Origin of the sequence: Pseudomonas sp. C11, from assembly GCF_034683865.1 — a bacterium.
GTDB lineage: Bacteria > Pseudomonadota > Gammaproteobacteria > Pseudomonadales > Pseudomonadaceae > Aquipseudomonas.
This window is the reverse complement of the sequence record NZ_JAWIIP010000013.1, coordinates 1-23,157: the sequence shown is the minus strand read 5'-3', so window position 1 is coordinate 23,157 and position 23,157 is coordinate 1. Positions and strand designations below refer to the sequence as shown.

23 protein-coding genes are annotated in these 23,157 nt (G+C 63.4%); 17 read left to right on the top strand and 6 right to left on the bottom strand.

All coding sequences use genetic code 11. The features are described from left to right. Positions 1–117 precede the first annotated feature (117 nt). On the top strand, positions 118–417 hold the full coding sequence (locus tag VC352_RS19555) for a PilZ domain-containing protein (protein WP_322981183.1): 300 nt from the start codon (positions 118–120) through the stop codon (positions 415–417). 55 nt (positions 418–472) lie between these two features. On the opposite strand, the gene VC352_RS19550 is transcribed toward VC352_RS19555, so the two are convergent. After that, complete coding sequence (locus VC352_RS19550) at positions 473–1,177, bottom strand: VacJ family lipoprotein (protein ID WP_322981182.1); 705 nt, start codon at positions 1,175–1,177, stop codon at positions 473–475. A 103-nt stretch (positions 1,178–1,280) separates the two neighbouring features. On the opposite strand from VC352_RS19550, the gene VC352_RS19545 reads away from it, so the two are divergent. The 3 genes from VC352_RS19545 (at position 1,281) to VC352_RS19535 (ending at position 2,854) form a co-directional block, all read left to right on the top strand. Continuing rightward, the gene (locus VC352_RS19545) at positions 1,281–1,691 is read left to right on the top strand and encodes a thioesterase family protein (RefSeq protein ID WP_322981181.1); all 411 of its coding nucleotides are present in this window, start codon (positions 1,281–1,283) and stop codon (positions 1,689–1,691) included. A 62-nt stretch (positions 1,692–1,753) separates the two neighbouring features. After that, positions 1,754–2,470 carry an HAD family phosphatase gene (locus VC352_RS19540; protein ID WP_322981180.1) on the top strand — a complete coding sequence of 239 codons (717 nt, stop codon included), beginning with the start codon at positions 1,754–1,756 and terminating at the stop codon, positions 2,468–2,470. A gap of 117 nt (positions 2,471–2,587) precedes the next feature. Further along, positions 2,588–2,854 (top strand): DUF4404 family protein, encoded by a 267-nt coding sequence (locus VC352_RS19535; RefSeq protein WP_037050680.1) that lies wholly within the window; start codon positions 2,588–2,590, stop codon positions 2,852–2,854. A gap of 195 nt (positions 2,855–3,049) precedes the next feature. Here VC352_RS19535 and queF read toward each other — a convergent pair whose 3' ends face one another. From queF to VC352_RS19510, 5 genes are all read right to left on the bottom strand, one after another. Continuing rightward, on the bottom strand, positions 3,050–3,880 hold the full coding sequence (queF, locus tag VC352_RS19530; RefSeq protein ID WP_322981179.1) for an NADPH-dependent 7-cyano-7-deazaguanine reductase QueF: 831 nt from the start codon (positions 3,878–3,880) through the stop codon (positions 3,050–3,052). Between the two features lie 290 nt (positions 3,881–4,170). Further along, positions 4,171–7,239 (bottom strand): efflux RND transporter permease subunit, encoded by a 3,069-nt coding sequence (locus VC352_RS19525; protein ID WP_322981178.1) that lies wholly within the window; start codon positions 7,237–7,239, stop codon positions 4,171–4,173. Continuing rightward, the gene (locus tag VC352_RS19520) at positions 7,236–8,258 is read right to left on the bottom strand and encodes an efflux RND transporter periplasmic adaptor subunit (RefSeq protein ID WP_322981177.1); all 1,023 of its coding nucleotides are present in this window, start codon (positions 8,256–8,258) and stop codon (positions 7,236–7,238) included. Before VC352_RS19520 ends, VC352_RS19525 begins: the two co-directional genes overlap by 4 nt. A gap of 210 nt (positions 8,259–8,468) precedes the next feature. Continuing rightward, positions 8,469–9,263, bottom strand: coding sequence for an ABC transporter permease (locus VC352_RS19515; RefSeq protein WP_322981176.1), 795 nt, complete (start codon positions 9,261–9,263; stop codon positions 8,469–8,471). After that, positions 9,260–10,192 carry an ABC transporter ATP-binding protein gene (locus VC352_RS19510; RefSeq protein ID WP_322981175.1) on the bottom strand — a complete coding sequence of 311 codons (933 nt, stop codon included), beginning with the start codon at positions 10,190–10,192 and terminating at the stop codon, positions 9,260–9,262. The genes VC352_RS19515 and VC352_RS19510 overlap by 4 nt, the downstream gene beginning before the upstream one ends. A gap of 465 nt (positions 10,193–10,657) precedes the next feature. Between VC352_RS19510 and VC352_RS19500 the strand changes: the two genes are divergently transcribed. From VC352_RS19500 to VC352_RS19440, 13 genes are all read left to right on the top strand, one after another. Continuing rightward, positions 10,658–13,105, top strand: a complete 2,448-nt coding sequence (locus tag VC352_RS19500; RefSeq protein WP_322981174.1) for an acyl-CoA dehydrogenase — start codon at positions 10,658–10,660, stop codon at positions 13,103–13,105. A gap of 144 nt (positions 13,106–13,249) precedes the next feature. Further along, positions 13,250–13,657: a PA2817 family protein gene (locus tag VC352_RS19495; protein ID WP_322981173.1), complete on the top strand. Its 408-nt coding sequence runs from the start codon at positions 13,250–13,252 to the stop codon at positions 13,655–13,657. Positions 13,658–13,762: 105 nt separating this feature from the next. Beyond that, on the top strand, positions 13,763–14,311 hold the full coding sequence (locus VC352_RS19490) for a DUF3365 domain-containing protein (RefSeq protein ID WP_322981172.1): 549 nt from the start codon (positions 13,763–13,765) through the stop codon (positions 14,309–14,311). Next, on the top strand, positions 14,308–14,592 hold the full coding sequence (locus tag VC352_RS19485) for a metal-sensing transcriptional repressor (RefSeq protein ID WP_322981171.1): 285 nt from the start codon (positions 14,308–14,310) through the stop codon (positions 14,590–14,592). The genes VC352_RS19490 and VC352_RS19485 overlap by 4 nt, the downstream gene beginning before the upstream one ends. A gap of 204 nt (positions 14,593–14,796) precedes the next feature. Continuing rightward, positions 14,797–15,660, top strand: coding sequence for an MBL fold metallo-hydrolase (locus VC352_RS19480; RefSeq protein WP_322981170.1), 864 nt, complete (start codon positions 14,797–14,799; stop codon positions 15,658–15,660). A gap of 10 nt (positions 15,661–15,670) precedes the next feature. Beyond that, a complete protein-coding gene (locus tag VC352_RS19475; RefSeq protein ID WP_322981169.1) occupies positions 15,671–17,410 on the top strand; it encodes a bifunctional protein tyrosine phosphatase family protein/NAD(P)/FAD-dependent oxidoreductase in 1,740 nt (579 codons plus the stop codon). Beyond that, positions 17,407–19,167, top strand: coding sequence for a SulP family inorganic anion transporter (locus VC352_RS19470; RefSeq protein WP_322981168.1), 1,761 nt, complete (start codon positions 17,407–17,409; stop codon positions 19,165–19,167). The genes VC352_RS19475 and VC352_RS19470 overlap by 4 nt, the downstream gene beginning before the upstream one ends. Next, positions 19,151–19,531 carry a rhodanese-like domain-containing protein gene (locus VC352_RS19465; RefSeq protein ID WP_322981167.1) on the top strand — a complete coding sequence of 127 codons (381 nt, stop codon included), beginning with the start codon at positions 19,151–19,153 and terminating at the stop codon, positions 19,529–19,531. The genes VC352_RS19470 and VC352_RS19465 overlap by 17 nt, the downstream gene beginning before the upstream one ends. 165 nt (positions 19,532–19,696) lie before the next feature. Then, a complete protein-coding gene (gene cydP / locus VC352_RS19460; protein WP_322981166.1) occupies positions 19,697–19,909 on the top strand; it encodes a cytochrome oxidase putative small subunit CydP in 213 nt (70 codons plus the stop codon). Next, positions 19,906–21,471 carry a cytochrome ubiquinol oxidase subunit I gene (locus VC352_RS19455; protein ID WP_322981165.1) on the top strand — a complete coding sequence of 522 codons (1,566 nt, stop codon included), beginning with the start codon at positions 19,906–19,908 and terminating at the stop codon, positions 21,469–21,471. The genes cydP and VC352_RS19455 overlap by 4 nt, the downstream gene beginning before the upstream one ends. A gap of 10 nt (positions 21,472–21,481) precedes the next feature. Continuing rightward, the gene (gene cydB, locus VC352_RS19450; protein WP_322981164.1) at positions 21,482–22,621 is read left to right on the top strand and encodes a cytochrome d ubiquinol oxidase subunit II; all 1,140 of its coding nucleotides are present in this window, start codon (positions 21,482–21,484) and stop codon (positions 22,619–22,621) included. An 11-nt stretch (positions 22,622–22,632) separates the two neighbouring features. After that, positions 22,633–22,746 (top strand): cytochrome bd-I oxidase subunit CydX, encoded by a 114-nt coding sequence (gene cydX / locus VC352_RS19445; RefSeq protein ID WP_322981163.1) that lies wholly within the window; start codon positions 22,633–22,635, stop codon positions 22,744–22,746. Beyond that, positions 22,730–23,029 (top strand): cyd operon YbgE family protein, encoded by a 300-nt coding sequence (locus tag VC352_RS19440; protein ID WP_416340212.1) that lies wholly within the window; start codon positions 22,730–22,732, stop codon positions 23,027–23,029. The genes cydX and VC352_RS19440 overlap by 17 nt, the downstream gene beginning before the upstream one ends. The last annotated feature ends 128 nt before the right edge of the window (positions 23,030–23,157 follow it).

Here is a 23,157-nt window from a genome sequence, read left to right as displayed (position 1 = left end):
ACTCCCATCCGCCGAGCGATTCAAGCCGGTGCCGGTCGTCGTTAGGCGGCTTTACAGGGTAAATCGGCGGGGGGTATAAGGGCCGCGGGATAGATCACAAGAAGAGGATGGCCGTCCATGAGTCAGAATGATCGAGCGTACAGCGAGAAGCGCGACTTCATCCGCATGCGGTTGGAGGCCCCTGTCACACTGCACCATGCCGGTGGTGAAACACCCGCGATGTGCCTGGATCTATCGAGTACCGGCATGCAAGTCGAGGCGCAGGTCAGCCTGCAGATGGGTGACAAGGTGCGCGTTCATATTCCCTCCGACCACAACGAGCTGTCCGGGCTGGACGCCGAGGCCGAGGTGGTGCGCGTGACCGATCTGGACGACGGACGGCAGTCGCTGGGGCTGGCCATCCTGTCGATGCGCTGAAACCAATGGCAACGAAAAAGGCGGCTAAAAGCCGCCTTTTTCATGCCCGCAGGAATCAGAAGTCGTCTTCGACTTCACCATCCTTGACCTTGAACTCGCGGCTCTGCAGGTAGGCGTTGCGGATGAAGATGTACTTATCGCCACTGATCAGACGCTCGGCCTGCAACAGGTTGGCACGGGTGTCGACCACCTGCACGCCACGAGTGACGTTGCGCGTCGGCACATGATCGATGTGCGGATAAGGCGTCAGGAAGCTGTCCGGTACTCGACCAGCGGCGTCACGCACGGTGCTGGGGCCAAGGAACGGGATGACCAGATAAGGCCCGCTGTCGAGCCCCCAGACGCCAAGGGTCTGGCCAAAGTCTTCGTCGCTCTTGCGCAAGCCCATGTGCTTGGCCACATCGAAGAAGCCCAGCAAGCCGAAGGTGGTATTGAAGATCAGGCGGCTGGTGTCGACGCCGGCGTTGTGCAGCTTGCCCTGCAGCAGGTTGTTGGCCAGGTTGCCAACGTCGCCGATGTTGCCGAATACGTTATGCACGCCATCTTCGACGAACTGCGGAGTGACCGCACGGTAGCCCTGCGCGATCGGCTTCAGTGCATAGGTGTCGACCGTATCGTTGAAGCGGAAGATGGGGCGGTTGAAGCCTTCCCACGGATCGTCCTCGGAAGCAGCCTGACTCATCGCAGGCAACAGGCTCAGACCAACGAGGGCCATCAGGCCGCCAAGGCGCGCGATCCAGCGAGCACCGATCACATGCATTGAAATCTCTCCTTGAGGGAATAATGTGGCCACCGCCAACGGGCCGAAGGCCGCGTAGTATATAGCCAGGCGCCATGGTTGGGCAGCATAGCGAAGATTTGTGATGACCGATAAGACACTTCTGCATACCGCGCATATCCCCGTTCGCTGGGGCGACATGGACAGCTATGGGCATGTCAACAACATCCTCTACATGCAGTACCTCGAGGAAGCTCGCGTCGCCTGGTTCGAACAGGCTCGAGTGGCGATGGGCGGTGCCGCTTGTGGCCCGGTGATCCTGCAGACCCAGCACACTTACCTGAAACCCGTGGTGCATCCCGCAACCGTGGTGGTCGAGTTGAGGGCCGGCGCCGTGGGGCGCAGCAGCCTGGTGATCGAACATCGGCTGAGCACCCGGGAGGATCCTCTCAGCCTGTACGGAGAGGGCTATTGCAAACTGGTGTGGATCGACCATGCCAGCGGCAAGTCCGTGGCCTTGCCGGAACACCTGCGTGCCCAGCTCAGCGTCATCTGACCGTCATCTTTCGGTCATCCAGGCGCAGTAACTTGGATCGTGCCACTGCCACGGACGATGCCATGCTCTGCCCTCCGACCGCCCTACTCTTCGAGCTTTCCGGCTGCCTGGTCGACTTCGGTGCGCGCACGCTGCCCGTCGCCCTGCAGCGCCGCTATCCCGAGGCGACGCTCACCGACCCTCTGCTCACCCCGCAACAAGCCCTGAATGCCTCGCTGGGCAGACCCGCTACCGCCGAGCAACTGCAATTGCTGCTGCAAGCGTTGAGCGAAGTGGCCAGTGAACATGCCGAGCCGACACCGGGCGCCGAACGCTTGCTCGATGCCCTGGCCGCCCAAGGCATACCCTGCGCCTGGCTCGACAGCCTGCCTGCGGACGCCAGCACCTGCCTGGCCGAGGCGCTACCGGGCTCGATCATGCCGGTGCTGCCGCGCCAAGCCAGGGCCTGGCCGGCGCCGGACAGCTGCTGGCAGGCGCTGAGCCAGTTGGGGGTTGAACGCCTGGATGGCTGCATCCTGGTCAGCGGTAATCCGCTGCTGTTGCAAGCGGGGCTCAATGCGGGCTGCTGGACGATCGGCCTGGCAATCAGTGGCCTGCTGGGCGGCCATGCTGCAGCCGACTGGCAGGCACTGGCCAGTAACGAGCAGGAACGCTTGCGGGCCGAAGCCACGCTGCATCTTTACCGCCTTGGCGTGCACTCGGTGGTCGATCATCTGGGCGAGATCGAGGCGAGCCTGGGCGACATCGGCCTGCGCAGAAGCAAGGGCGAAAAGCCCTGAGGGCTTGATCGGGATCAGGCAAAGCCGGCGGGCTTGGATTAACCTTCAGGTACGGGCTGAAAACTTCCGGCGGTGCCGGGGGTCAATGCCTATGCCGATTCGACAAGGAGAACATCTATGCCAGCAAGCGACCTGCAGCAGCAACTGGAAGCCCTCCAGCAACACCTGGCTCAGGACACGCCGCTCAGTGAAGAAGAACGCGCCTCGCTTTACCTGCTGACGCAGGAAATCGAAGTGCAACTGGCACGCGAAGCGGCGGCAGCGCCCGACGCGACGCTGGTCGATGGCGTCAATCTGGCGGTGGAACGCTTCGAAGCCAGCCACCCCACCCTCGCCGGCACCCTGCGCAACATCATGCAGAGCCTGGCCAACATGGGCATCTGAATGCCCTGCTCCGGTTCAGACCTGGCGTTTCAAGCCCAATGTCGCCGCCTAGCCAATGCCTCCTGGCCAAGCCTCGACGCATCGAAGGTGTAGGAGCGGCGCCCCGCCGCGAACCAGGCCGGAACTGACGGGAAAAGCCTCGCCCCGTGCGGGGCTCCTACAATGGCCGCATTGTCCAGCGGCATTTTCCATGGATCACTGCCGGGCCAGGCGTCCATTCTCCAGCGTGATCGCCTCAGTGCTGCGGTAAGGGTTGATATCCAGCCCGCCGCGGCGCACGTAGCGCGCGTAGACGGTCAGCGACTGCGGCTGTAGCAGGCGCTGCAGGTCGAGGAAGATGCGCTCCACGCACTGCTCGTGAAAATCGGCGTGCTGGCGGAAGCTCACCAGATAGGCCAGCAGGCTGGCGTGATCCAGAGCGACACCGCGATATTCGACGACCAAGCTGCCCCAGTCCGGCTGGCCAGTGACCGGGCAGTTGGACTTGAGCAGATGGCTGTGCAGGCTCTCCTCCACCACCCGCTCAGCATCGCAGCGCAGCAGTTCGGGTTGCGGGTGATCGTACTGGCTGACGCTGATATCCAGCTCATCGATGCACTGCCCCGGCAGTGTCGCCACGCCCTCAGCAGATACCTCACTCAACGAACGCAGACGCACCGCCACCGGTTTGCCGGCCACTGCCGAGAGGTCTCGCACCAGAGTCGCCTGCACGTCGTCCCAGGCGGCGAAGGCCGACTGATTCAGCGAGTTGAGGTAGAGCTTGAAGGACTTCGACTCGATGATGTTCGGCGAATCGGCCGGGATGGCGAACTCGCCGATGGCCACCACTGGCTTGCCGGACGGCAGCAGCCAGGACAGCTCGTAGCAGTTCCAGTAGTCCACGCCCTGATACGGCAGGTTGGCGCCGTCGAGGCCCAGCTCGGCCCACTTGGTGGTGCGCGAAATGGGGAACAGCAACTCGGGGCTATACTCGGCAATGTACTGGCTGGACTTGCCCAGCGGGGAATGTTCGGCGGGGTGCTGCATGGTGCGCAATCCAGGGTGGCGAAAAACCGGCCGAGTTTAGCGGGTTGAGTGCGACGTCGCACCCGCGAAGCATGACGCCGGCCACCTGTAGGAGCGAGCTCTGCTCGCGAAGCTTCTGGCTTTAGAGCGATTCGCGAACAGAGCTCGCTCCTACCACAGCAATCAGTCGTGCTGTGCCCCGTGGGAGGGGCTTTCGGCTCGGGTATCCTGCTTCGCTCTACCTGCTGCATCCCTGCAGTCGCAGCCACGACAGCTGCAAAAGCTCGCCGCTCAAGCGCCTCCTACAGGATTCAAACCGCCACTGGTTCTTCCTCGATCTTGCGCAGCGGCGCCCAGCGACGTAGCAGCAGATATAGCGTCGGGATCACATAAAGCGTGAAGAAGGTACCGACCAGCAGCCCTCCGACGATCACCAGGCCAATCTGCTGGCGGCTTTCGGCCCCAGCGCCTGTGGCGATAGCCAGCGGCAGCGAACCCAGCACCATGGCGCCGGTGGTCATCAGGATCGGCCGCAGGCGCTGCACCGAGGCCTCGATCACCGCCTCGTGCAACGCCTTACCCTCACGCAGCAGGTGGTTGGCGAACTCGACGATAAGGATGCCGTGCTTGGTGATCAGGCCAATCAGGGTCACCAGACCGATCTGCGAATAGATGTTCCAGGTGCCACCGAACAGCGTCAGCGCCAGCAAGGCGCCAGCCATCGACAGGGGCACGCTGAACAGAATGATCAGCGGATCGCTGAAGCTCTCGAACTGCGCGGCCAGCACCAGGAAGATGAAGGCCAGCGCCAGGGCGAAGATCAGCAGGATGCCCGAGCTGGATTCCTTGAAATCCCGCGAGGTGCCGGTGTAGTCGTATTGCGTCTCCGGCGGGAACACCTCGCGTGCAGCCGCCTCCAGATGATTCAGGGCCTCGCCCAGGGTGTAACCGGTACCTACGTTGGCGCTGATGGTCACCGCGCGCAACTGGTTGAAGTGGTTGAGCTCGCGCGGTGCCACGGTTTCATGCACCTCGATCAGGTTGGACAACTGCACCATGCCGCCATCGCGGTCACGCACGTAGACGCGATCCAGATCCTGCGGGTTGCTGCGGTCGATGTCCTGCAGTTGCACCAGCACGTCGTACTGCTCACCGTTCTGCTTGAAGCGCGTCACCTGACGGCTGCCGAACAGGCTTTCCAGGCTGCGCCCGATCACCGACACATCGGTGCCGACCGCCACCGCCTGCTCACGATTGACGCTGACCTTGAGCTGCGGCGAGTTGAGCTTGAGGTCGCTGTCGAGCCCTTCCAGCCCCGGATAGTCACGTACACGCTCCATCAGTTGGTCGACGTAACCCTGCAGCTCGGCATATTCCATCGACGAGCGGATGACGAAGTTGATCGGCTGGTTGCGCGCGCTCTGCCCCAGCGGCGGGCGGTTGACTGGCGTGACGCGCATACCGGCGATGTCCTGCAGTTTCGGCAGCAGTTCATTGCGGATCTCGAACTGGGTGCGCACACGATCCCCCCAGTCCTCCAACTTCATGAAGGAAATGCCCTGTGCCACCGTGGGGAACCCCGCCACCACCAGATAGCGATTGACCTCCGGAATGCTCGCGTAGGCCGCCTCGACCTCGCGGGCATAGCGCGCGGTGTAGTCGATGGTGGCGCCATCCGGGCCATTGAACACGCCGACGATGGTGCCGGTATCCTCGGTCGGTGCCAGCTCGGAACGCAGGCCGCCGAACAGCCAGGCGCAGAGCACGAAAGCCGCCAGCAGCACGCCCAGCACCAGCGGCCAGGCCTGCAATGCACGCTCCAGGCTGCGTTTGTAGCTGTAAGTCAGGCCATTCAGGAAGCCTTCGATCAGGTTGTACACCCGGCCATGCCGCGGCTCGTGCTGGTGCGATCTGAGCAACACCGCGCACATCATCGGCGTCAGCGTCAGGGCGACGAAGCCCGAGACCAGCACGGAACCTGCCAGCGTCCAGGCGAACTCGGTGAACAGTTTGCCGGTGGTGCCCTGCATGAAACCGATGGGGGCGAACACGGCGGCCAGCGTCAAGGTCATGGCGATCACCGCGAAGGCGATCTCGCGGCTGCCCTTGAAGGCTGCCTGCATGGGCTTCATACCCGCCTCGATATGGCGATGGATGTTCTCCAGCATGACGATGGCGTCATCCACCACCAGGCCGATGGCCAGCACCATGGCCAGTAGGGTCAGGGTGTTGATGGTGAACCCCATCAGCGACATCAGAGCGAAGGCGCCGATCAGCGACACCGGAATGGTCACCAGCGGGATCAGCGTGGCACGCAGCGAGCGCAGGAAGATGAAGATGATCAGGATGACCAGCGCCACGGCTTCCCAGATGGTGGTGAAGACGTTGTCGATGGACTCGCGGATGAACTGCGAGTTGTCGTTGGCCACGGTCATCTTCATGCCATCGGGCAGCAACGCCTTGATCTCGGGCCAGGCGGCCTGGAGCCCATCGGAAATATCCAGCGGGTTGGCGGTAGCCTGCTTGACCAGCCCCAGAGTCACCGCCGGCAGGCCGTTGAAGCGCACGACGCTACGTTCGTCACGCGGCCCGATCTCCGCGCGACCAACATCGGACAGGCGCAGCAGATAGCCTTGCGAGTCGTCGAGGATCAGCTCGTTGAACTGCTCCGGCGTACGCAGATCGGTCTCCGACAGCACGCTGAATTCGCGCTCACGCGACTCGATGCGCCCGGCCGGAATCTCCACGTTCTGCCGGCGCAGGGCGTCTTCCACGTCCTGCACGGTGAGGTTGTGCGCGGCGAGCTTCTCCGGGTCGAGCCAGATGCGCATGGAGAAGGTGCGTGCACCGCGTACCTGCACTTCGGAAACGCCGGGGATGGTCTGCAGGCGATCCTTGATCACACGTTCCAGCACATCGGTGATCTCCATGGCACTGTGCTGCTGACTGTGGAAGGCGATCCAGATCACCGGCTGAGCATCGGCCTCGACCTTCTGCACGATGGGTTCGTCGACTTCGTCTGGCAGCAGGCTGCGTATCCGGCCAAGACGGTCGCGCACATCGTTGGCCGCCTCGTCGGCGCTGCGGCCGAGGCGAAACTGCGCGGTGATCTGGGTGTTTTCCGCGCGGCTGATGGAGGCGACGAAATCCAGGCCCTCGATGCCGGAGAGCACGTCTTCCACCGGCTGCGCCACCTGCGACTCCATGATCTCCGGGCTGGCCCCTGGATAGGTGACCTGCACGGTGACGATGGGCACATCGATATTGGGGTATTCGCGCACGTTGAGGCGGTCATAGGCCATCAGGCCCAACAGCACCACGATCAGCGACAGGACGGTGGCGAATACCGGCCTGCGAATGCAGACATCGGAGAGCGTCACGGCTGGCGCTCCCCGCTCTTGCTGCGCACGTCCAAGCCTTCGCGCACCCGCTGCCAGCCGGCGCTGATAATGGTCTCGTCACCCTGCAGGCCTTCGCGCACCTCGACCAGGCCATCGAAGCGTTTGCCCAGTTTCACCTCGCGGCGCTCGACCTTGTCATCGACCAGCAGATTGACCAGCAGCTTGTCGCCCTGCGGCATTACCGCTTCCTCGGGGATCACCAGTGCATCGGAGCGCACCTCGAGAATCACCGAAACGCGGACAAACTGGCCCGGACGCAGGCGGCGATCAGCGTTGCCGATATGCGCGCGGATCGCCTGGCTGCGCCCGGCTTCGTCCAGGCGCGGGTTGATGGCGTAGATTTCGCCGCGAAAGCGCTCGCCTGGAAAGGTGTCGAGGGCGATTTCCACGGTCTGGCCAAGGCGCACCTGGGCCACGGCTTTCTGCGGAATGCGGAAGTCGACCTTGAGCGGGTCGAGCACTTCCAGGTTGACGATGTTCTGCCCGGCGCTGAGGTAGTCGCCGACGCTGGCCTGGCGCAGGCCGAGCGTGCCGTCGTAGGGCGCCTTGATCTGGGTCTTGTCGAGCCGTGCCTGGGCCAACGCCTGCGCGGCTCGAGCGGCCTGCAATTGGCTTTGCGCTTCGTCCAGCGCCTGGGCGTTACTGGCGCCACGCTGGAACAGCATCTGCGCACGCTGGTGGTTCTTCTCGGCCAGATCGAGGTTGGCGCGGGCCTGAGCGAATTCGGCACGGGCAATGGCATCGTCGAGACTGACCAGCAGATCGCCCGCAGTTACCGCCTGACCTTCACGAAAATGCAGGGTGGCCAGGCGCCCTTCCACCTCCGGGCGGATCATCACCGACTCGTCGGAGCGCAGTGAGCCGAAGGTGATCAGCTCGTCGCGCACCTCCATCTGCCGCACCGGCACCACCTCGACCATCGGCCCTTCGGCGGCGCTCGTTGGCAGGGCGAATGCCCCCAGCAACAGCCATGGAAGAGCACGTAACAGCAAGGTCATGATCAGCCCCTTTTTCTTGGTAGAGGCGGAGTCTAACTGGCCGCTGCGTCACTGACAGGTGCGCAAGTTATTTCGCTATATTTTTCGGTCGCCAGCACGCCCCATAGGAGCGGCTTCAGCCGCGAGCGTCAACCGTAGCCCGGATGACGCCAACCTGTAGCCGCGGCTTGCGCCGCGAAAATCGCGGATGAATCCGCTCCCACAAAAGCATCACTGGCGCATGCCACGACCGCTGACCAGCAGGCGGATGCACAGCGTATAGAGCGCAGCAGTCGCCAGCAGCATGAAACCGATGGCCACGCCGATACGGATATCGGACACGCCGAGGATGCCGTAGCGGAACGCGTTGACCATGTGCAGGATCGGGTTGCCCAGCGACACCGTCTGCCAGAACGGCGGCAGCAGACTGATGGAGTAGAACACCCCGCCCAGGTAGGTCAAAGGCGTCAGCACGAAGGTGGGAATGATCGAGATATCGTCGAAGTTGCGTGCATACACGGCGTTGACGAAGCCGCCGAGGGAGAAGATGGTCGCCGTCAGCAGCACCACCAGCACGGTGATACCCAGGTGATGCACCTGCAGATGGGTGAAGAACAGCGACAGGCAGGTGACGATCACCCCCACCGCCAGCCCGCGCAGCACGCCACCGACGACGAAGCCGATGAGGATGGTGTGCGGCGATACCGGCGAGACCAGCAGTTCCTCGACGTTGCGCTGGAACTTGCTGCCGAAGAAGCTCGACACCACGTTGCCATAGCTGTTGGTGATCACCGACATCATGATCAGCCCGGGCACGATGTACTCCATGTAGGTGAAACCGCCCATGTCGCCGATCTGCCGGCCGATCAGGTTACCGAAGATGACGAAGTACAGAACCATGGTGATCGCTGGCGGCAGCAGGGTCTGCGGCCAGATGCGTACGAAGCGACGGATTTCGCGGTGAACGATGGTACGCAGGGCCACCAGGTTGGCGGCAAATTCGCTGTTGAGGTACGGGGTATTCATTGCGCCACCTTGGCCAGGTTCTTTTCCACCAGGGAGACGAACAGCTCCTCCAGGCGATTGCTCTTGTTGCGCAGGCTCAGCACCTGCACCTGCTGCTGTGCCAGTTGCTGGAACAGCGCATTGAGGCCCTGGCTCTTCTCCACCTGCACCTCCAGGGTGTGGTGGTCGACCAGGCGCACCGGGTAGCCGGTCAGGTTCGGCGCCTCGCTGTAGGAGTCCTTGAGGTCGAGCAGGAAGGTCTCGACATGCAGCTTCTTCAGCAGATCCTTCATGCTGCTCAGCTCGACGATGCGCCCATGGTCGATGATGCCGATATTGCGGCACAGTTGCTCGGCCTCCTCAAGGTAATGGGTGGTGAGGATGATGGTGGTGCCCTGCTTGTTCAGCTCGGTGAGGAAGCTCCACATCGAGCGGCGCAGCTCGATGTCCACGCCGGCGGTCGGCTCGTCGAGGATCAGCAGGCGCGGCTTGTGCACCAGGGCGCGGGCGATCATCAGCCGTCGTTTCATGCCGCCGGACAGCTCGCGCGAGGCGACATTGCGCTTTTCCCACAGACCGAGCTGGGTCAGGTACTGCTCGGCGCGCTGCTTGGCGATCGAACGCGGAATGCCGTAGTAGCCGGCCTGGGTGACGACGATGTCGAACACCTTCTCGAACTGGTTGAAGTTGAACTCCTGCGGCACCACGCCGAGGCAGCGCTTGAGCGCGTAGGGTTCACGGTCGAGGTCATAACCGAACACGCTGACCGTGCCGCTGCTCTTGTTCACCAGCGTGGAGAGCACGCCGATGGTGGTGGATTTGCCGGCACCATTGGGGCCGAGCAAGGCGAAGAAGTCACCTTCGGCGACGTCCAGATCGATGCCGTGCAGGGCCTGGAAGCCGTTTCCGTAGGTCTTGGTCAACTGGCGAATGGTCAGGGCGGAGCTCATGAAGATGGGGTTTCCCGCGCGAGAATGAGATCGTTATAGATGAGGGCGAAGACGCACGATTGCAACCACGTGTTTCCCCACCAAGTATTGCTGGCATGCACCCTACCGAGCCGCACGTGCGGAGAAAAGACCGTCCTGGCGATGTTGATTATCGACTGAGTCGATAAAACGCTCGGCCCGCACGGCATGCCGCAATGGCCGATGCACAGCAAGCCATGGCCTGACTGCTGGGTTCCCGTGACGCACCACACCAAGGTTCGGCGAACTCGCTTACCGCGGAATGGTCATTGTCAATGAAGCGGCCGGGACGTAGGTAGGTCCGCATTGCGGGTACTCCTGGAGTTCGCTTCAGCCTGACCCCGTCGATTGCACCACGTTGACGACGTTCCAGCCTAGCTCAGCGCCCCTGCCGCCAATTAAGGCTATGCTCGGGGCGTCGCCCGTTCGAATCATGGAGGAATGCACATGCTCGTCATCTGGTTGCTGGTTCTGCTGCTCGGGGTCGCCTACCTGGCCCATAGCCGCACCGCTGCCCTACCTGCCCTCGGCATCACCGCAGCCTACCTGGTGGCCATGGCATTGTTCAGCCCGGTACCGGGCTGGTTGCAACTGCTGCTGTGGATCGTCACCGGCGCCGTCGCTGCCTTCGTTCTGCTGAGCGACCTGCGCCGGCAACTGTTCACCAGCCCGCTGTTCGCCTGGTTCCAGCGCGTGCTGCCGCCGATGTCCGCCACCGAACGCGACGCCATCGAAGCCGGCACCGTGTGGTGGGATGGCGAGCTGTTCAGCGGCAAGCCCGACTGGGACAAGCTGCTGGCCTACCCCAAGGCCAAGCTGAGCGAAGAGGAACAAGCCTTCCTTGACGGCCCCACCGAAGAACTCTGCGCCATGATCAGCGACTGGCAGGTCGGCCAGCAGATGGATCTGCCGGAGAAGGCCTGGGAGCACATCAAGCAGCACGGTTTCTTTGCCCTGATCATTCCCAAGGAGTACGGCGGCAAGGGCTTCTCGGCCTACGCCCACTCGCAGGTGGCGATGAAACTGGCGACCCGCAGCGGCGATCTGGCCTCCACCGTGATGGTGCCCAACTCCCTCGGTCCGGCCGAACTGCTGCTGCACTACGGCACCGACGAGCAACGCCAGCACTACCTGCCACGCCTGGCACGCGGTGAAGATATTCCCTGCTTCGCCCTCACCGGCCCGCTGGCCGGCTCCGACGCCGGCGCCATGCCGGACACCGGGATCATCTGCAAGGGCCAGTACAACGGCGAAGAAGTCATTGGCCTGCGCCTGAACTGGGAAAAGCGCTACATCACCCTCGGCCCGGTGGCCACCTTGCTCGGCCTGGCCTTCAAGGCCTACGACCCGGATCACCTGCTGGGCGACAAGGAAGACCTCGGCATCAGCCTGGCGCTGATCCCCACCGATACCCCCGGTGTGGACATCGGCCGTCGCCACCTGCCGCTGGGCGCCGCCTTCATGAACGGGCCGAACTCGGGCAAGGACGTGTTCATTCCGCTGGATTACCTGATCGGAGGCCAGGAGTATCTGGGCAAAGGCTGGATGATGCTGATGAACTGCCTGTCGGTCGGCCGCTCCATTTCCCTGCCGGCGGTCGGCACTGGCGCCGCCAAGTTCACCAGCCTCGTCACCGGTCAGTACGCGCAACTGCGTGAGCAGTTCAATGTGCCGCTGGCGGCCTTCGAGGGCATTCAGGAAGCGCTGGCGCGCATCGGCGGCAACGCCTGGCTGATGGACAGCGCGCGCATTCTCACCGCCAACGCCGTCGACTTGGGCGAGAAACCCTCGGTGCTGTCGGCAATCCTCAAGTACCACCTGACCGAACGCGGCCGCGAATGCATCGGCCACGCCATGGACGTGCACGGCGGCAAGGGCATCATCATGGGCCCGAACAACTACCTGGGCCGCTCCTGGCAGGGGGCGCCGATCTTCATCACCGTCGAGGGCGCCAATATCCTCTCGCGCAACCTGATGATCTTCGGCCAGGGCGCCATTCGCTGCCATCCGTACGTACTCAAGGAAATGGCCCTGGCCGACCGCGACGACAAGGATCAGGCGCTGGCCGAATTCGATGCGCTGCTGATGAGCCATATCGGCTTCGCCGTCGGCAACGCCGCCAGCAGTCTGTTGCTCGGCCTGACCCTGGGCCGCCTGGGCGCGGTGCCCGGCGACGATCTCAGCCAGCCCTACTACCGCGCGCTCAATCGCCTGGCGGCGGCCTTCGCCCTGTGTGCCGACAGCAGCATGATGCTGCTCGGCGGCGACCTGAAGCGGCGCGAACGCCTATCCGCACGCCTCGGTGACGTGCTCAGCCACCTCTACCTGGGCTCAGCCGCGCTCAAGCGTTACCACGACCTGGACTATCAGGAAGCCGTAAGGCCGATGCTGCGCTGGGCCATGGAAGAAAACCTCTACCAGGCCGAGCAAGCGCTGGATGACCTGCTGAGCAACTTCCCCAACCGCCTATTCGGCTGCCTGCTGAAGGTGCTGGTGTTCCCGCTTGGCCGTCGTCATAACGGCCCGAGCGATGCGCTGGACGCCGAAGTGGCCGCGATCATCGGCCGTCAGGCCGGCGACCCGGCACTAGAGTCGGTGCTGGAAGGCTGCTATCGCCCGCAGGCCGATCAGGATTCGGTCGGCGCCCTGCAGCATGCGCTGAACCTGGTGCAGGCCAGCCAGGCCGCACGCAAGCGTCTGCACCAGGCCCTCAAGGACGGCAGCCTGCAACCGGCGCCGGGCCAGGACGCCATCGAAGCGGCAATTGCCGCCGGCATCCTCGACAGCGAACAGGGTCAGCATCTGCAAGCAGCCGAAGCGGCGCGCCGTCGGGTCATCGACGTCGACGACTTCGCCAAGGACGAGCTCAAGCTCAGCCGCGGCAAGGTGCGCTAACCCAGCGCTTCGTGGGAGGGGCTTCAGCCGCGATTTTCTTTGGTCGCAACTGAAGCCCTCTCCCACGAAAGCCACCCAAACGGGACAGCGGGCGTCAGGAACTCTATACTCCTGCGCCCGTTTTACCCTTCAGGAATCTGCACCATGGCCAGCCACCTCGACCACCACCTCGCCCTGCTCAACCACCTGCGCGGCATTCTCGTCGCCCTGGGCGAAGCCGAACAGGTGCTCGACGATAGCCACGCCCTGTTCCTCGAGCGCTACGACGAACTGCTCGCCGAACTGCCGCGCGACCCGGTATCCAGCCAATACCTAGGCCAGGATCTGATCAGCCAGGTATTCCACCGCTACCCACAGATCGCCCACTTGGTGCCACGCGACCTGCTGTGGTTCTTCGGCGGCGACTGCCTGCACTTCATGCCCGACGAGGAAATCGCCCTGTACCAGGCCCTCGACGAGCGCCGCTTCGAAGCCGAAGAGAACGACGAACCCTTCGACTGGAATCAGGAAAAACAGCTGCTGGCGCTGTCTACCGACGGCGCCAAGCACTGATCAACCGCTAACCATTCCACTGGTCAGAATGTCGCAGGCAACTGCGATGACAGGCTTTGCATTTTCATGCATAAATACCCCCACCAGTATTTATGAGACCTGATCATGCGCCCAATCCTGCTCGCCACATTGTTCGCCTGCACCGCCGCACACGCCGCCGCCCCCTGGCAAGACGAAGCCGCGGCACAGATCCCACCATTCGCCGAGCATTTGCTGGGCACGGTACGCCAGGCCATCGCCGATGGCGGGCCGATTGCAGCAGTACAGGCCTGCCAGGCGCTGGCGCCACAGATCGCCAGCGAGCACAGCCAGCAAGCCTGGCAACTGGGCCGCACCTCACTCAAGGTACGCAACCCGAACAATGCCCCTGATGCCTGGGAGCGCAATGTGCTCGAGCGTTTTGCCGAAGCCGCGTCAGCCGGAACGCCGATCAAGGAATTACGCTACGGCGAAGAAGTCGACGGCGAATATCGCTACATGCAAGCCATTGCCGTTGGCGAGCCTTGCATGGCCTGTCATGGCACCTCGATCAAAGCAGAGGTACAAGAGGCCATTGACCAGTATTATCCGCACGATCAGGCCCGCGGTTATAAGGTCGGCGAACTTCGCGGCGCCTTTACCCTGACTCACCCCCTCGCACAGGAAACGCAATGACCGAGACTACCGACCTGCACGCACGCATGCTCGAACAGCAGCAGGCGATGCTCAAGCGCCTGGCCCGGGTCGAGGGACAGATCCGTGGCATCCAGGCGATGATCAAGCGCGGCGAGGACTGTGCCGCCATCGCCCAGCAGTTCTCGGCGGCGCGTAGCGCGCTGGACAAGTCCTACCGGCTGATGCTGACCTGCCTGATCGAAGAAGCCATGCTCGACCCTGAGCAGGACACCGAGGCCTCACTGCAGCGCGTACGCGAGATTTTTACCAAGTACACCTGATGCCCTCCCGGCGCGCCGCTCGCGCGCGCCGAATCTGGCCCATCCCTCACGCGCCAGACGCCGCGGCAAGTTGGCCCGACGGTTATAGCCGTCCCGAACAAGGCCTCTTTTATTATTCATTTTTAATCTAAGCATAGAACCAAAAAACAGTTACGCTTACTCTTAATTAAAATACCCCCATGGGTATAAGAGAGGAGCCTGACCATGCATCCCGATGTCGTCGAATTCTTCGACCCTGCCACCTACACCTACAGCTACGTCGTCATCGATCCTGCCACGCAGCACTGCGCGGTCGTCGACTCGGTGCTTGACTATGACCCGGCCTCCGGGCGCACCTCACACGCCGGCGCAGACCGCATCATCGCCTTCGTCAAGGAGCGCGGCCTGCACGTCGAATGGTTGCTGGAGACCCACGTACACGCCGATCATCTGTCCGCCGCGCCCTATCTCAAGCGTGAGCTGGGCGGCAAGCTGGCCATCGGCGAGCACATCACCGTGGTGCAGAACACCTTCGGCAAGCTGTTCAACGCCGGCAGCGAATTCGCCACCGATGGCAGCCAGTTCGACCGCCTGTTCCACGATGGCGACTCCTTCCACATCGGCGAATTGCAGGCGCGAGCCATCCATACGCCCGGCCATACCCCAGCCTGTATGACCTACCTGATCGGTGATGCGGGCTTCGTCGGCGACACCCTGTTCATGCCCGACTACGGCACCGCGCGCTGCGACTTCCCCGGCGGCGATGCGCACATCCTCTACCAGTCGATCCAGAAACTGTTCGCCCTGCCCGGCGAAACCCGTCTGTTCATGTGTCACGACTACAAGGCGCCGGGCCGCGATGACTTTCGCAATCAGACCACGGTGGCCGAGGAACGCGCGCACAACATCCACGTTCACCAGGGCATCGCCGAAGCTGATTTCGTCGCCATGCGGCGCCAGCGTGACGCCACACTGGGCATGCCCAACCTGATACTGCCTTCGGTGCAGATCAACATGCGCGCCGGAAAGCTGCCGCCTGCCGAAGACAACGGCACCCGCTACCTGAAGATCCCCCTGGACGTCCTCTGAGGTCATCACCATGGAATCACTCAAGCGTCTGACGCCCTTCATTGCCGTGGCTGCTCAGTTACAACCTGGCGACATGGGCATGCTCGCCGCTGCCGGCTTTCGCAGCGTGATCAACAACCGTCCAGATGGTGAAGGTGAAGGCCAACCCAGCTCCGCCGAAATGGCTGCCGCGGCCAAGGCCAGCGGCCTCGACTACCACTACCTGCCGGTAACGTCCGGGCAGATCAGCGATGAAGATGTCAGCTCCTTCAGCGCCCTGCTCGGGGAAATACGTGGCCCACTGCTGGCGTTCTGCCGGACAGGTACCCGCTCCACCAGCCTGTGGGCGCTGAGCGAAGCCCACCATCTGGACCCGCAGGTGTTGCTGAGCACGGCAGGCGCACAGGGTTACGACCTCAGCGGTTTGGCGCCGCGCCTGGAACAACGCTGGCAGCAGGCACCGCTTATCCAGGCGCAACCGAGCAACACACCGACCCAACGTTATGATGTGGTGGTGGTAGGTGGTGGCGCCGCCGGTTGCGCGGTGACCGCCAGCCTGCTCAAGCGCAATGCCGACTTGCGCGTCGCCGTGATCGAACCCCGTGAGCAGCACTATTACCAACCAGGCTGGACATTGGTGGGCGCCGGCATCTTCGACCGCGCCCGCACCGAACGGCCGATGGCGCGCTGCATCCCCCATGGCGCGCACTGGATCCGTGCAGCGGTGGCCGGCTTCGAGCCGGATCAGCAGCGCGTGGTGCTGGAAGACGGTAACCGGGTGAACTATCGCGCCCTGATCGTTTGCCCCGGCCTCAGCCTGCATTGGGACGGTATCGAAGGCCTCAAGGAAACCCTGGGCAAGAACGGTGTGACATCCAACTACCAGTTCGAACTGGCACCTTACACCTGGCAACTGGTGCAGAGCCTGCGCAAGGGCCGCGCACTGTTCACCCAGCCACCCATGCCGATCAAGTGTGCTGGCGCGCCGCAGAAGGCCCTGTACCTGTCCTGCGACTGGTGGCTGAAGCAGGGTGTGCTGCCACAGATCGATGTCGAACTGTGTTCAGCCGGCGCCGTCTTGTTCGGGGTACCGACCTTCGTGCCGCCGCTGATGCAGTACGTAGAGCGCTACGGCGCCCACCTCAACTTCAGCACCAACCTGATCGCCGTCGATGGCCCGGGCCGCCGCGCCTGGTTCAAGCAGACCGATGCAAGCGGCGAAAGCAAGACGCTGGAAAAGTCCTTCGACTTCCTCCACGCAGTACCGCCGCAGCGCGCGCCCGAATTCGTCCGCCAGAGCCCCTTGGCCGGCGCCGACGGCTGGGTGGAGGCCGATCACGAAACCCTGCGCCACCCGCGCTTCGGCAACGTGTTCAGTCTGGGCGACGTGTGCGCCGCACCGAATGCGAAGACTGCTGCAGCGGTGCGTAAACAGGCGCCCGTGGTTGCCGAGAACGTACTGGCTGTTCTGGCCGGCAAGGGCCCACAGGCGATCTACGATGGATATGGCTCCTGCCCTCTGACCGTGGAACGCGGCAAGGTGGTACTGGCCGAATTCGGCTACGGCGGCAAACTGCTGCCCACCTTCCCGCTGGATCCGGCGGTGCCACGGCGCATGGCCTGGGATCTCAAGGTGCGGATGATGCCGAGCATCTACTTCGACCTGATGCTGCGCGGCCGCGAGTGGATGGCCGAGCCCAAGCACCTACCGCACCAGCCACTGGTGGTCGAGGCGCCCGCTGCCTGTGATTTCGGCAAGGAACAGAAATGAAACTGAGCCACTGGCTGCCCTGCCTGGACTGGGGCAGACGCTACGACCGAGGCAGCGCAGCGCAGGATGGACTCGCCGCACTGATCGTCACCCTGATGCTGATTCCGCAGAGCCTGGCCTATGCCATGCTCGCGGGTCTGCCACCGGTGACGGGCCTCTACGCCAGCATATTGCCGCTGCTGGCCTATGCCCTGTTCGGCTCCAGCCGCACCCTGGCCGTTGGCCCGGTGGCGGTGGTGTCGTTGATGACGGCTGCCACGCTCACGCCCATGTTCCCAAGTGGCAGCGCCGAATATGCCGGCGCGGCCATGCTCCTGGCCCTGCTGTCCGGCTTGCTGTTGGCGGCCATGGCCATGCTGCGCCTGGGCTTTATCGCCAACTTCCTCAGCCATCCGGTGGTCTCAGGCTTCATCAGCGCCTCCGGCATTCTCATCGCCGTCGGCCAGCTCAAGCACCTGCTCGGCGTCTCGGCGTCCGGGGAAAACCTGCCGCACCTGCTGCCACAGCTTTTCGCTGCGCTGCCCGCCACGCACGGCCCGACTCTGCTTATCGGCGCCCTCAGCCTGGCCTGGCTGTGGTGGGCCAGAACCCAGCTCAAGCCCCTGCTGCAACGCCTTGGCCTGTCGCCACAACTGGCGGGCAATCTGGCCAAGGCCGGGCCGGTGCTGGCGATCATCGTGGCCATTACCGCTGTCGGCCTGCTGCAATTGGAGCAAGCCGGGGTCCGGGTAGTCGGAGTGGTGCCCCAGGGCTTGCCGGGGCTGACCCTGCCCACGCTGGATTTCGACCTGGCCGTGCAGCTGCTGCCCGCGGCGCTGCTGATCAGCCTGGTCGGCTTCGTCGAATCGGTATCGGTCGGCCAGACCCTGGCGGCCAAGCGGCGCCAACGTATCCAGCCGGACAGTGAACTGCTCGGCCTCGGCGCCGCCAATATCAGCGCGGCGTTCAGCGGTGGTTTCCCGGTCACCGGCGGCTTCGCCCGTTCGGTGGTCAACTACGATGCCGGCGCGCAGACACCCATGGCTGGCGTATTCACCGCCCTCGGCATCGGCGTCAGCGTGATGCTGCTGACGCCCCTGCTGCACGACCTGCCACAAGCCGTGCTAGCCGCAACCATCATCGTCGCCGTGCTCAGTCTGGTCGACCTCAAGTCACTCCGGCACACCTGGCGTTATTCACGCCAGGACGGCGCCGCGCAGGTCGCCACCCTGCTCGGCGTGCTGCTGATCGGCGTCGAGGCCGGCATCCTGCTCGGCGTCGGCTTGTCGCTGCTGCTGTTTCTCTGGCGCACCAGCCAGCCACACATCGCTGTGGTCGGCCAGGTGCCGGGCAGCGAGCATTTTCGCAACGTCGAGCGCTTCGCCGTGATCGAGTCCCCCAGCGTGCTGTCGCTGCGCGTCGACGAGAGCCTGTACTTCCCCAATGCGCGCTACCTGGAAGAGCGCATTGGCGAGCTGATCGCCAGCCGACCGCAGGTACGCCACCTGGTGCTGATGTGCTCGGGCGTCAACCTGATCGACGCCAGCGCCCTGGATTCGCTGCAAAACATAGCCGAGCGCCTGCATGCAGCCGGGGTGCAACTGCACCTGTCCGAGGTCAAGGGGCCGGTCATGGATCAGCTACGCCGTTCCGACTTCCTGCAGAGCTTCGGCGGACAGGTGTTCATCAGCCAGTTCGAGGCACTCAGGCAGCTCTCTCCAGCGCCAGACGCTCAACCACAGCCCCTGCAAGGAAATACCCATGAAAAGCGCTCATGATCTGGTACTCGCCGCCAAGGCCCGCATCGCTGAAGTTGGCATTCAGCAGGCCACAGCGGCCATCCGTGATGCCGACCTGCTGATCGATGTGCGCGAGGCGGACGAATTCGCCAGCGCGCACATCCCCCGCGCCATCAACATTCCCCGCGGCCTGCTGGAATTCAAACTGAGCAACGATCCGCAACTGGCCGACCGCACGCTCAAACTGGTGCTCTATTGCAAGACCAGCGGCCGCTCGGCCCTGGCTGCCGACGCGCTACGGGAAATGGGTTACCGCAACGTGCTCTCCCTGTCCGGCGGCATCGAAGCCTGGCAAGCGGCCGGTCTCGAGCTGCTGACGCCTAACCTGCCCGTCTTCGAATGAACACCCAAGGCCAACCGATGCGGGATTTTATCCACTAACTGCCATTCCCCTGACCTGCATCAATAGTCGCCCCTATATACCCCCACGAGTACCCAGTAACATTAAGACACATCCACTCTGCCGGTGCCGAATCACTACGAGCACTGGCAAAACCGGAGTGTCGAGATGTCCGAGCCCACCCCAAATTCCCCCTGGCGCATTCCGCTGGTACGCGAAATCGCCGTCATCCTGCTGATCAAGCTGACCCTGCTGCTGGGCATCAAGGCCATCTGGTTCAACGCGCCGACCGTACCCCAGGACGGCCAGCAGCGCGTTGAACAGCACCTGTTCGGTCAGCCCGCCCCGTCTTCAATACCCACCGAGGAGAAACCGAGATGATCTCGGAATCAGTCGTCGACCTGTCACGCCTGCAGTTCGCCATGACAGCGATGTATCACTTCATCTTCGTGCCGCTGACCCTGGGCATGGCCTTCCTGTTGGCGATCATGGAGTCGGTCTATGTGATGACCGGCAAACAGGTCTACAAGGATATGGTCAAGTTCTGGGGCAAGCTGTTCGGCATCAACTTCGCCCTGGGCGTCACCACCGGGCTGACCATGGAATTCCAGTTCGGCACCAACTGGGCCTACTACAGCCACTATGTCGGCGACATCTTCGGCGCTCCGCTGGCTATCGAAGGGTTGATGGCCTTCTTCCTCGAATCCACCTTCATCGGCCTGTTCTTCTTCGGCTGGGATCGCCTGTCGAAGGTGCAGCACCTGGCCGTCACCTGGCTGGTGGCGATTGGCTCGAATCTCTCGGCACTGTGGATCCTCATCGCCAACGGCTGGATGCAGAACCCGGTCGGTGCCGAGTTCAACTTCGAGACCATGCGCATGGAGCTGACTGACTTCGGCGCGCTGCTGTTCAACCCGGTGGCGCAGGTCAAGTTCGTCCACACCGTGGCGGCTGGCTACGTCACCGGCTCGATCTTCGTCCTGGCCATCTCCAGCTACTACCTGCTGAAGAAGCGTGACCAGGGCTTCGCCCGACGCTCCTTCGCCATCGCCTCGGCCTTCGGCCTGGCTTCGATCCTCTCGGTGATCATCCTCGGCGACGAGTCCGGTTACGAGATCGGTGACGTGCAGAAGACCAAGCTGGCCGCCATCGAGGCCGAATGGGACACCCATCCGGCACCGGCCGGCTTCACCCTGTTCGGCCTGCCCGATCAGCAAGAACAACGCACCGACTATGCGGTGAAGATCCCCTACGCCTTGGGCCTGATCGCCACCCGTTCGCTGGACAAGGAGGTCAAGGGCATCAAGGATCTGCTCGTCGAGCACGAGGCGCGCATCCGCACGGGCATGCAGGCCTATGCGCTGCTGGAGCAACTGCGTGGTGGCGACAAGTCGGCCGAAACCATCGCCGCCTTCAATCAGGTGAAGGGCGATCTGGGCTATGGCCTGCTGCTGAAGAAGTACACGGAGCATGTGGTCGATGCCAGCGAAGCGCAGATCCGTCAGGCAGCACTGGACACCATCCCCAACGTGTTCAGCCTGTTCTGGACCTTCCGCATCATGGTCGCCAGTGGCTTCCTCATGCTGCTGCTGTTCGCCTGCGCCTTCTGGGCCTCGGCGAAGAAGAACGAAGAGAGCAAGCCCTGGTTACTGAAGTGGGCGCTGTGGAGCCTGCCGCTGCCGTGGATCGCCGCGCAGACCGGCTGGTACGTGGCCGAACATGGCCGCCAACCCTGGTCGATCGGTGAAGTGTTGCCCGTTCACCTGTCCACCTCCAGCCTGTCGACCGGCGACATTTGGGGTTCGCTGACCGCGCTGATCGCCTTCTACAGCCTGCTGCTGGTGGTGGAGATGTACCTGATGATCAAGTTCGCCCGCCTCGGCCCCTCGAGCCTGCACAGCGGACGCTACCACTTCGAACAACAGCAGCCGGCCCACGCCTGAGGACTTTGTCATGTTCGACTACGAAACCCTGAAACTCGTCTGGTGGGTGCTGATCGGCGTGCTGCTGATCGGTTTCGCCCTCACCGATGGCTTCGACATGGGCGCCATGGCGCTGATGCCCTTCGTCGGTAAGACCGACAACGAGCGCCGCGTCGCCATCAACACCATCGCCCCGCACTGGGACGGCAACCAGGTGTGGTTCATCACCGCCGGCGGCGCGCTGTTCGCCGCCTGGCCGATGGTCTACGCGGTGGCCTTCTCCGGGCTGTACTGGGCCATGCTGCTGGTGCTGTTCGCCCTGTTCTGCCGCCCGGTGGGCTTCGATTACCGCAGCAAACTGGAAAACACCCGCTGGCGCAGCGCCTGGGACTGGGCCCTGTTCGTTGGCGGCGCGGTACCGTCACTGGTATTCGGCGTGGCCTTCGGCAACCTGTTCCTCGGCCTGCCGTTCCAGCTCGACGACATGATGCGCTCGAGCTACCACGGCTCCTTCTTCGCCCTGCTCAACCCCTTCGCCCTGCTCTGCGGCGTGGTCAGCCTGAGCATGCTCTGCAGCCACGGCGGCGCCTGGCTGATGATGCGCACCGAAGGTGACCTGGCCGCACGCTCGCGCCGTGCCACCTATATCAGTGCACTGGTCTTCCTGATCGGTTTCCTGCTGGCGGGTAGCTGGTTGGCCCTTGGCATCAAAGGCATGAGCCTGGTCAGTGCCATCGATACCGGCGCCGGGCTGAACCCGCTGAACAAGCAGGTACTGGCCGACAATGCCGGCTGGCTCGGTAACTACGGCCGCTATCCGCTGACGCTGATCGCCCCGGTGCTGGGCGTGGTCGGTGCACTGCTGGCCATCCTCGCCAGCACCTGGCGGCGCGCCGGCCTGGCCTTCATCGGCAGCAGCCTGATGATCGTCGGCGCCATCTGCACCGCCGGCTTCGCCCTGTTCCCCTTCGTTTTCCCGTCGAGCCTCGATGCAGCCTCCAGCCTCACGGTGTGGGACGCGGTATCGAGCCACAAGACCCTGGGCATCATGTTCGTCGTCGCCTGCATCTTCGTGCCGATCATCCTCATCTACACCCTCTGGGGCTATGTGAAGATGTGGGGCAAGCTCAACGACCGCAGCATCGAAGCCAACCCCCACGGCCTGTATTGAGGAGAAACGCGATGTGGTACTTCACCTGGATTCTTGGCGTGCTGCTGGCCAGCAGCTTCGGCATCATCAACGCACTGTGGCTGGAAACCACACAGGATCTCGATACCGATGGCGAACATGAGTGATTTCGCCCTGAGCGAGCGCGCGCCCATGCGCGTGCTCTCCTGGCTGCTGGCCACACCGCTGGCGCTGCTGCTGTTGATCCACCCCGGCGCCATGCTCGACAGCCAGGGGCGCTACAGCCATTCGCTGCTGATGTTGGTGATGTGGGGCGTATCCTGCGCCTTCATCCATGGCGTCGGCTTCACCCCGCGCCACTGGCTGTGGCGCGCCTTGTTCTCGCCCTGGCTGGGCTGGGGATTGTGCGGGCTGGGCTATGCCCTGCTGTATCTGGCACGAACGGCCTGAACGCAAACGACAGAAACGAAAACGCCGCTCGATTGAGCGGCGTTTTCGTTTATTTGGAGCGGGAAACGAGACTCGAACTCGCGACCCCGACCTTGGCAAGGTCGTGCTCTACCAACTGAGCTATTCCC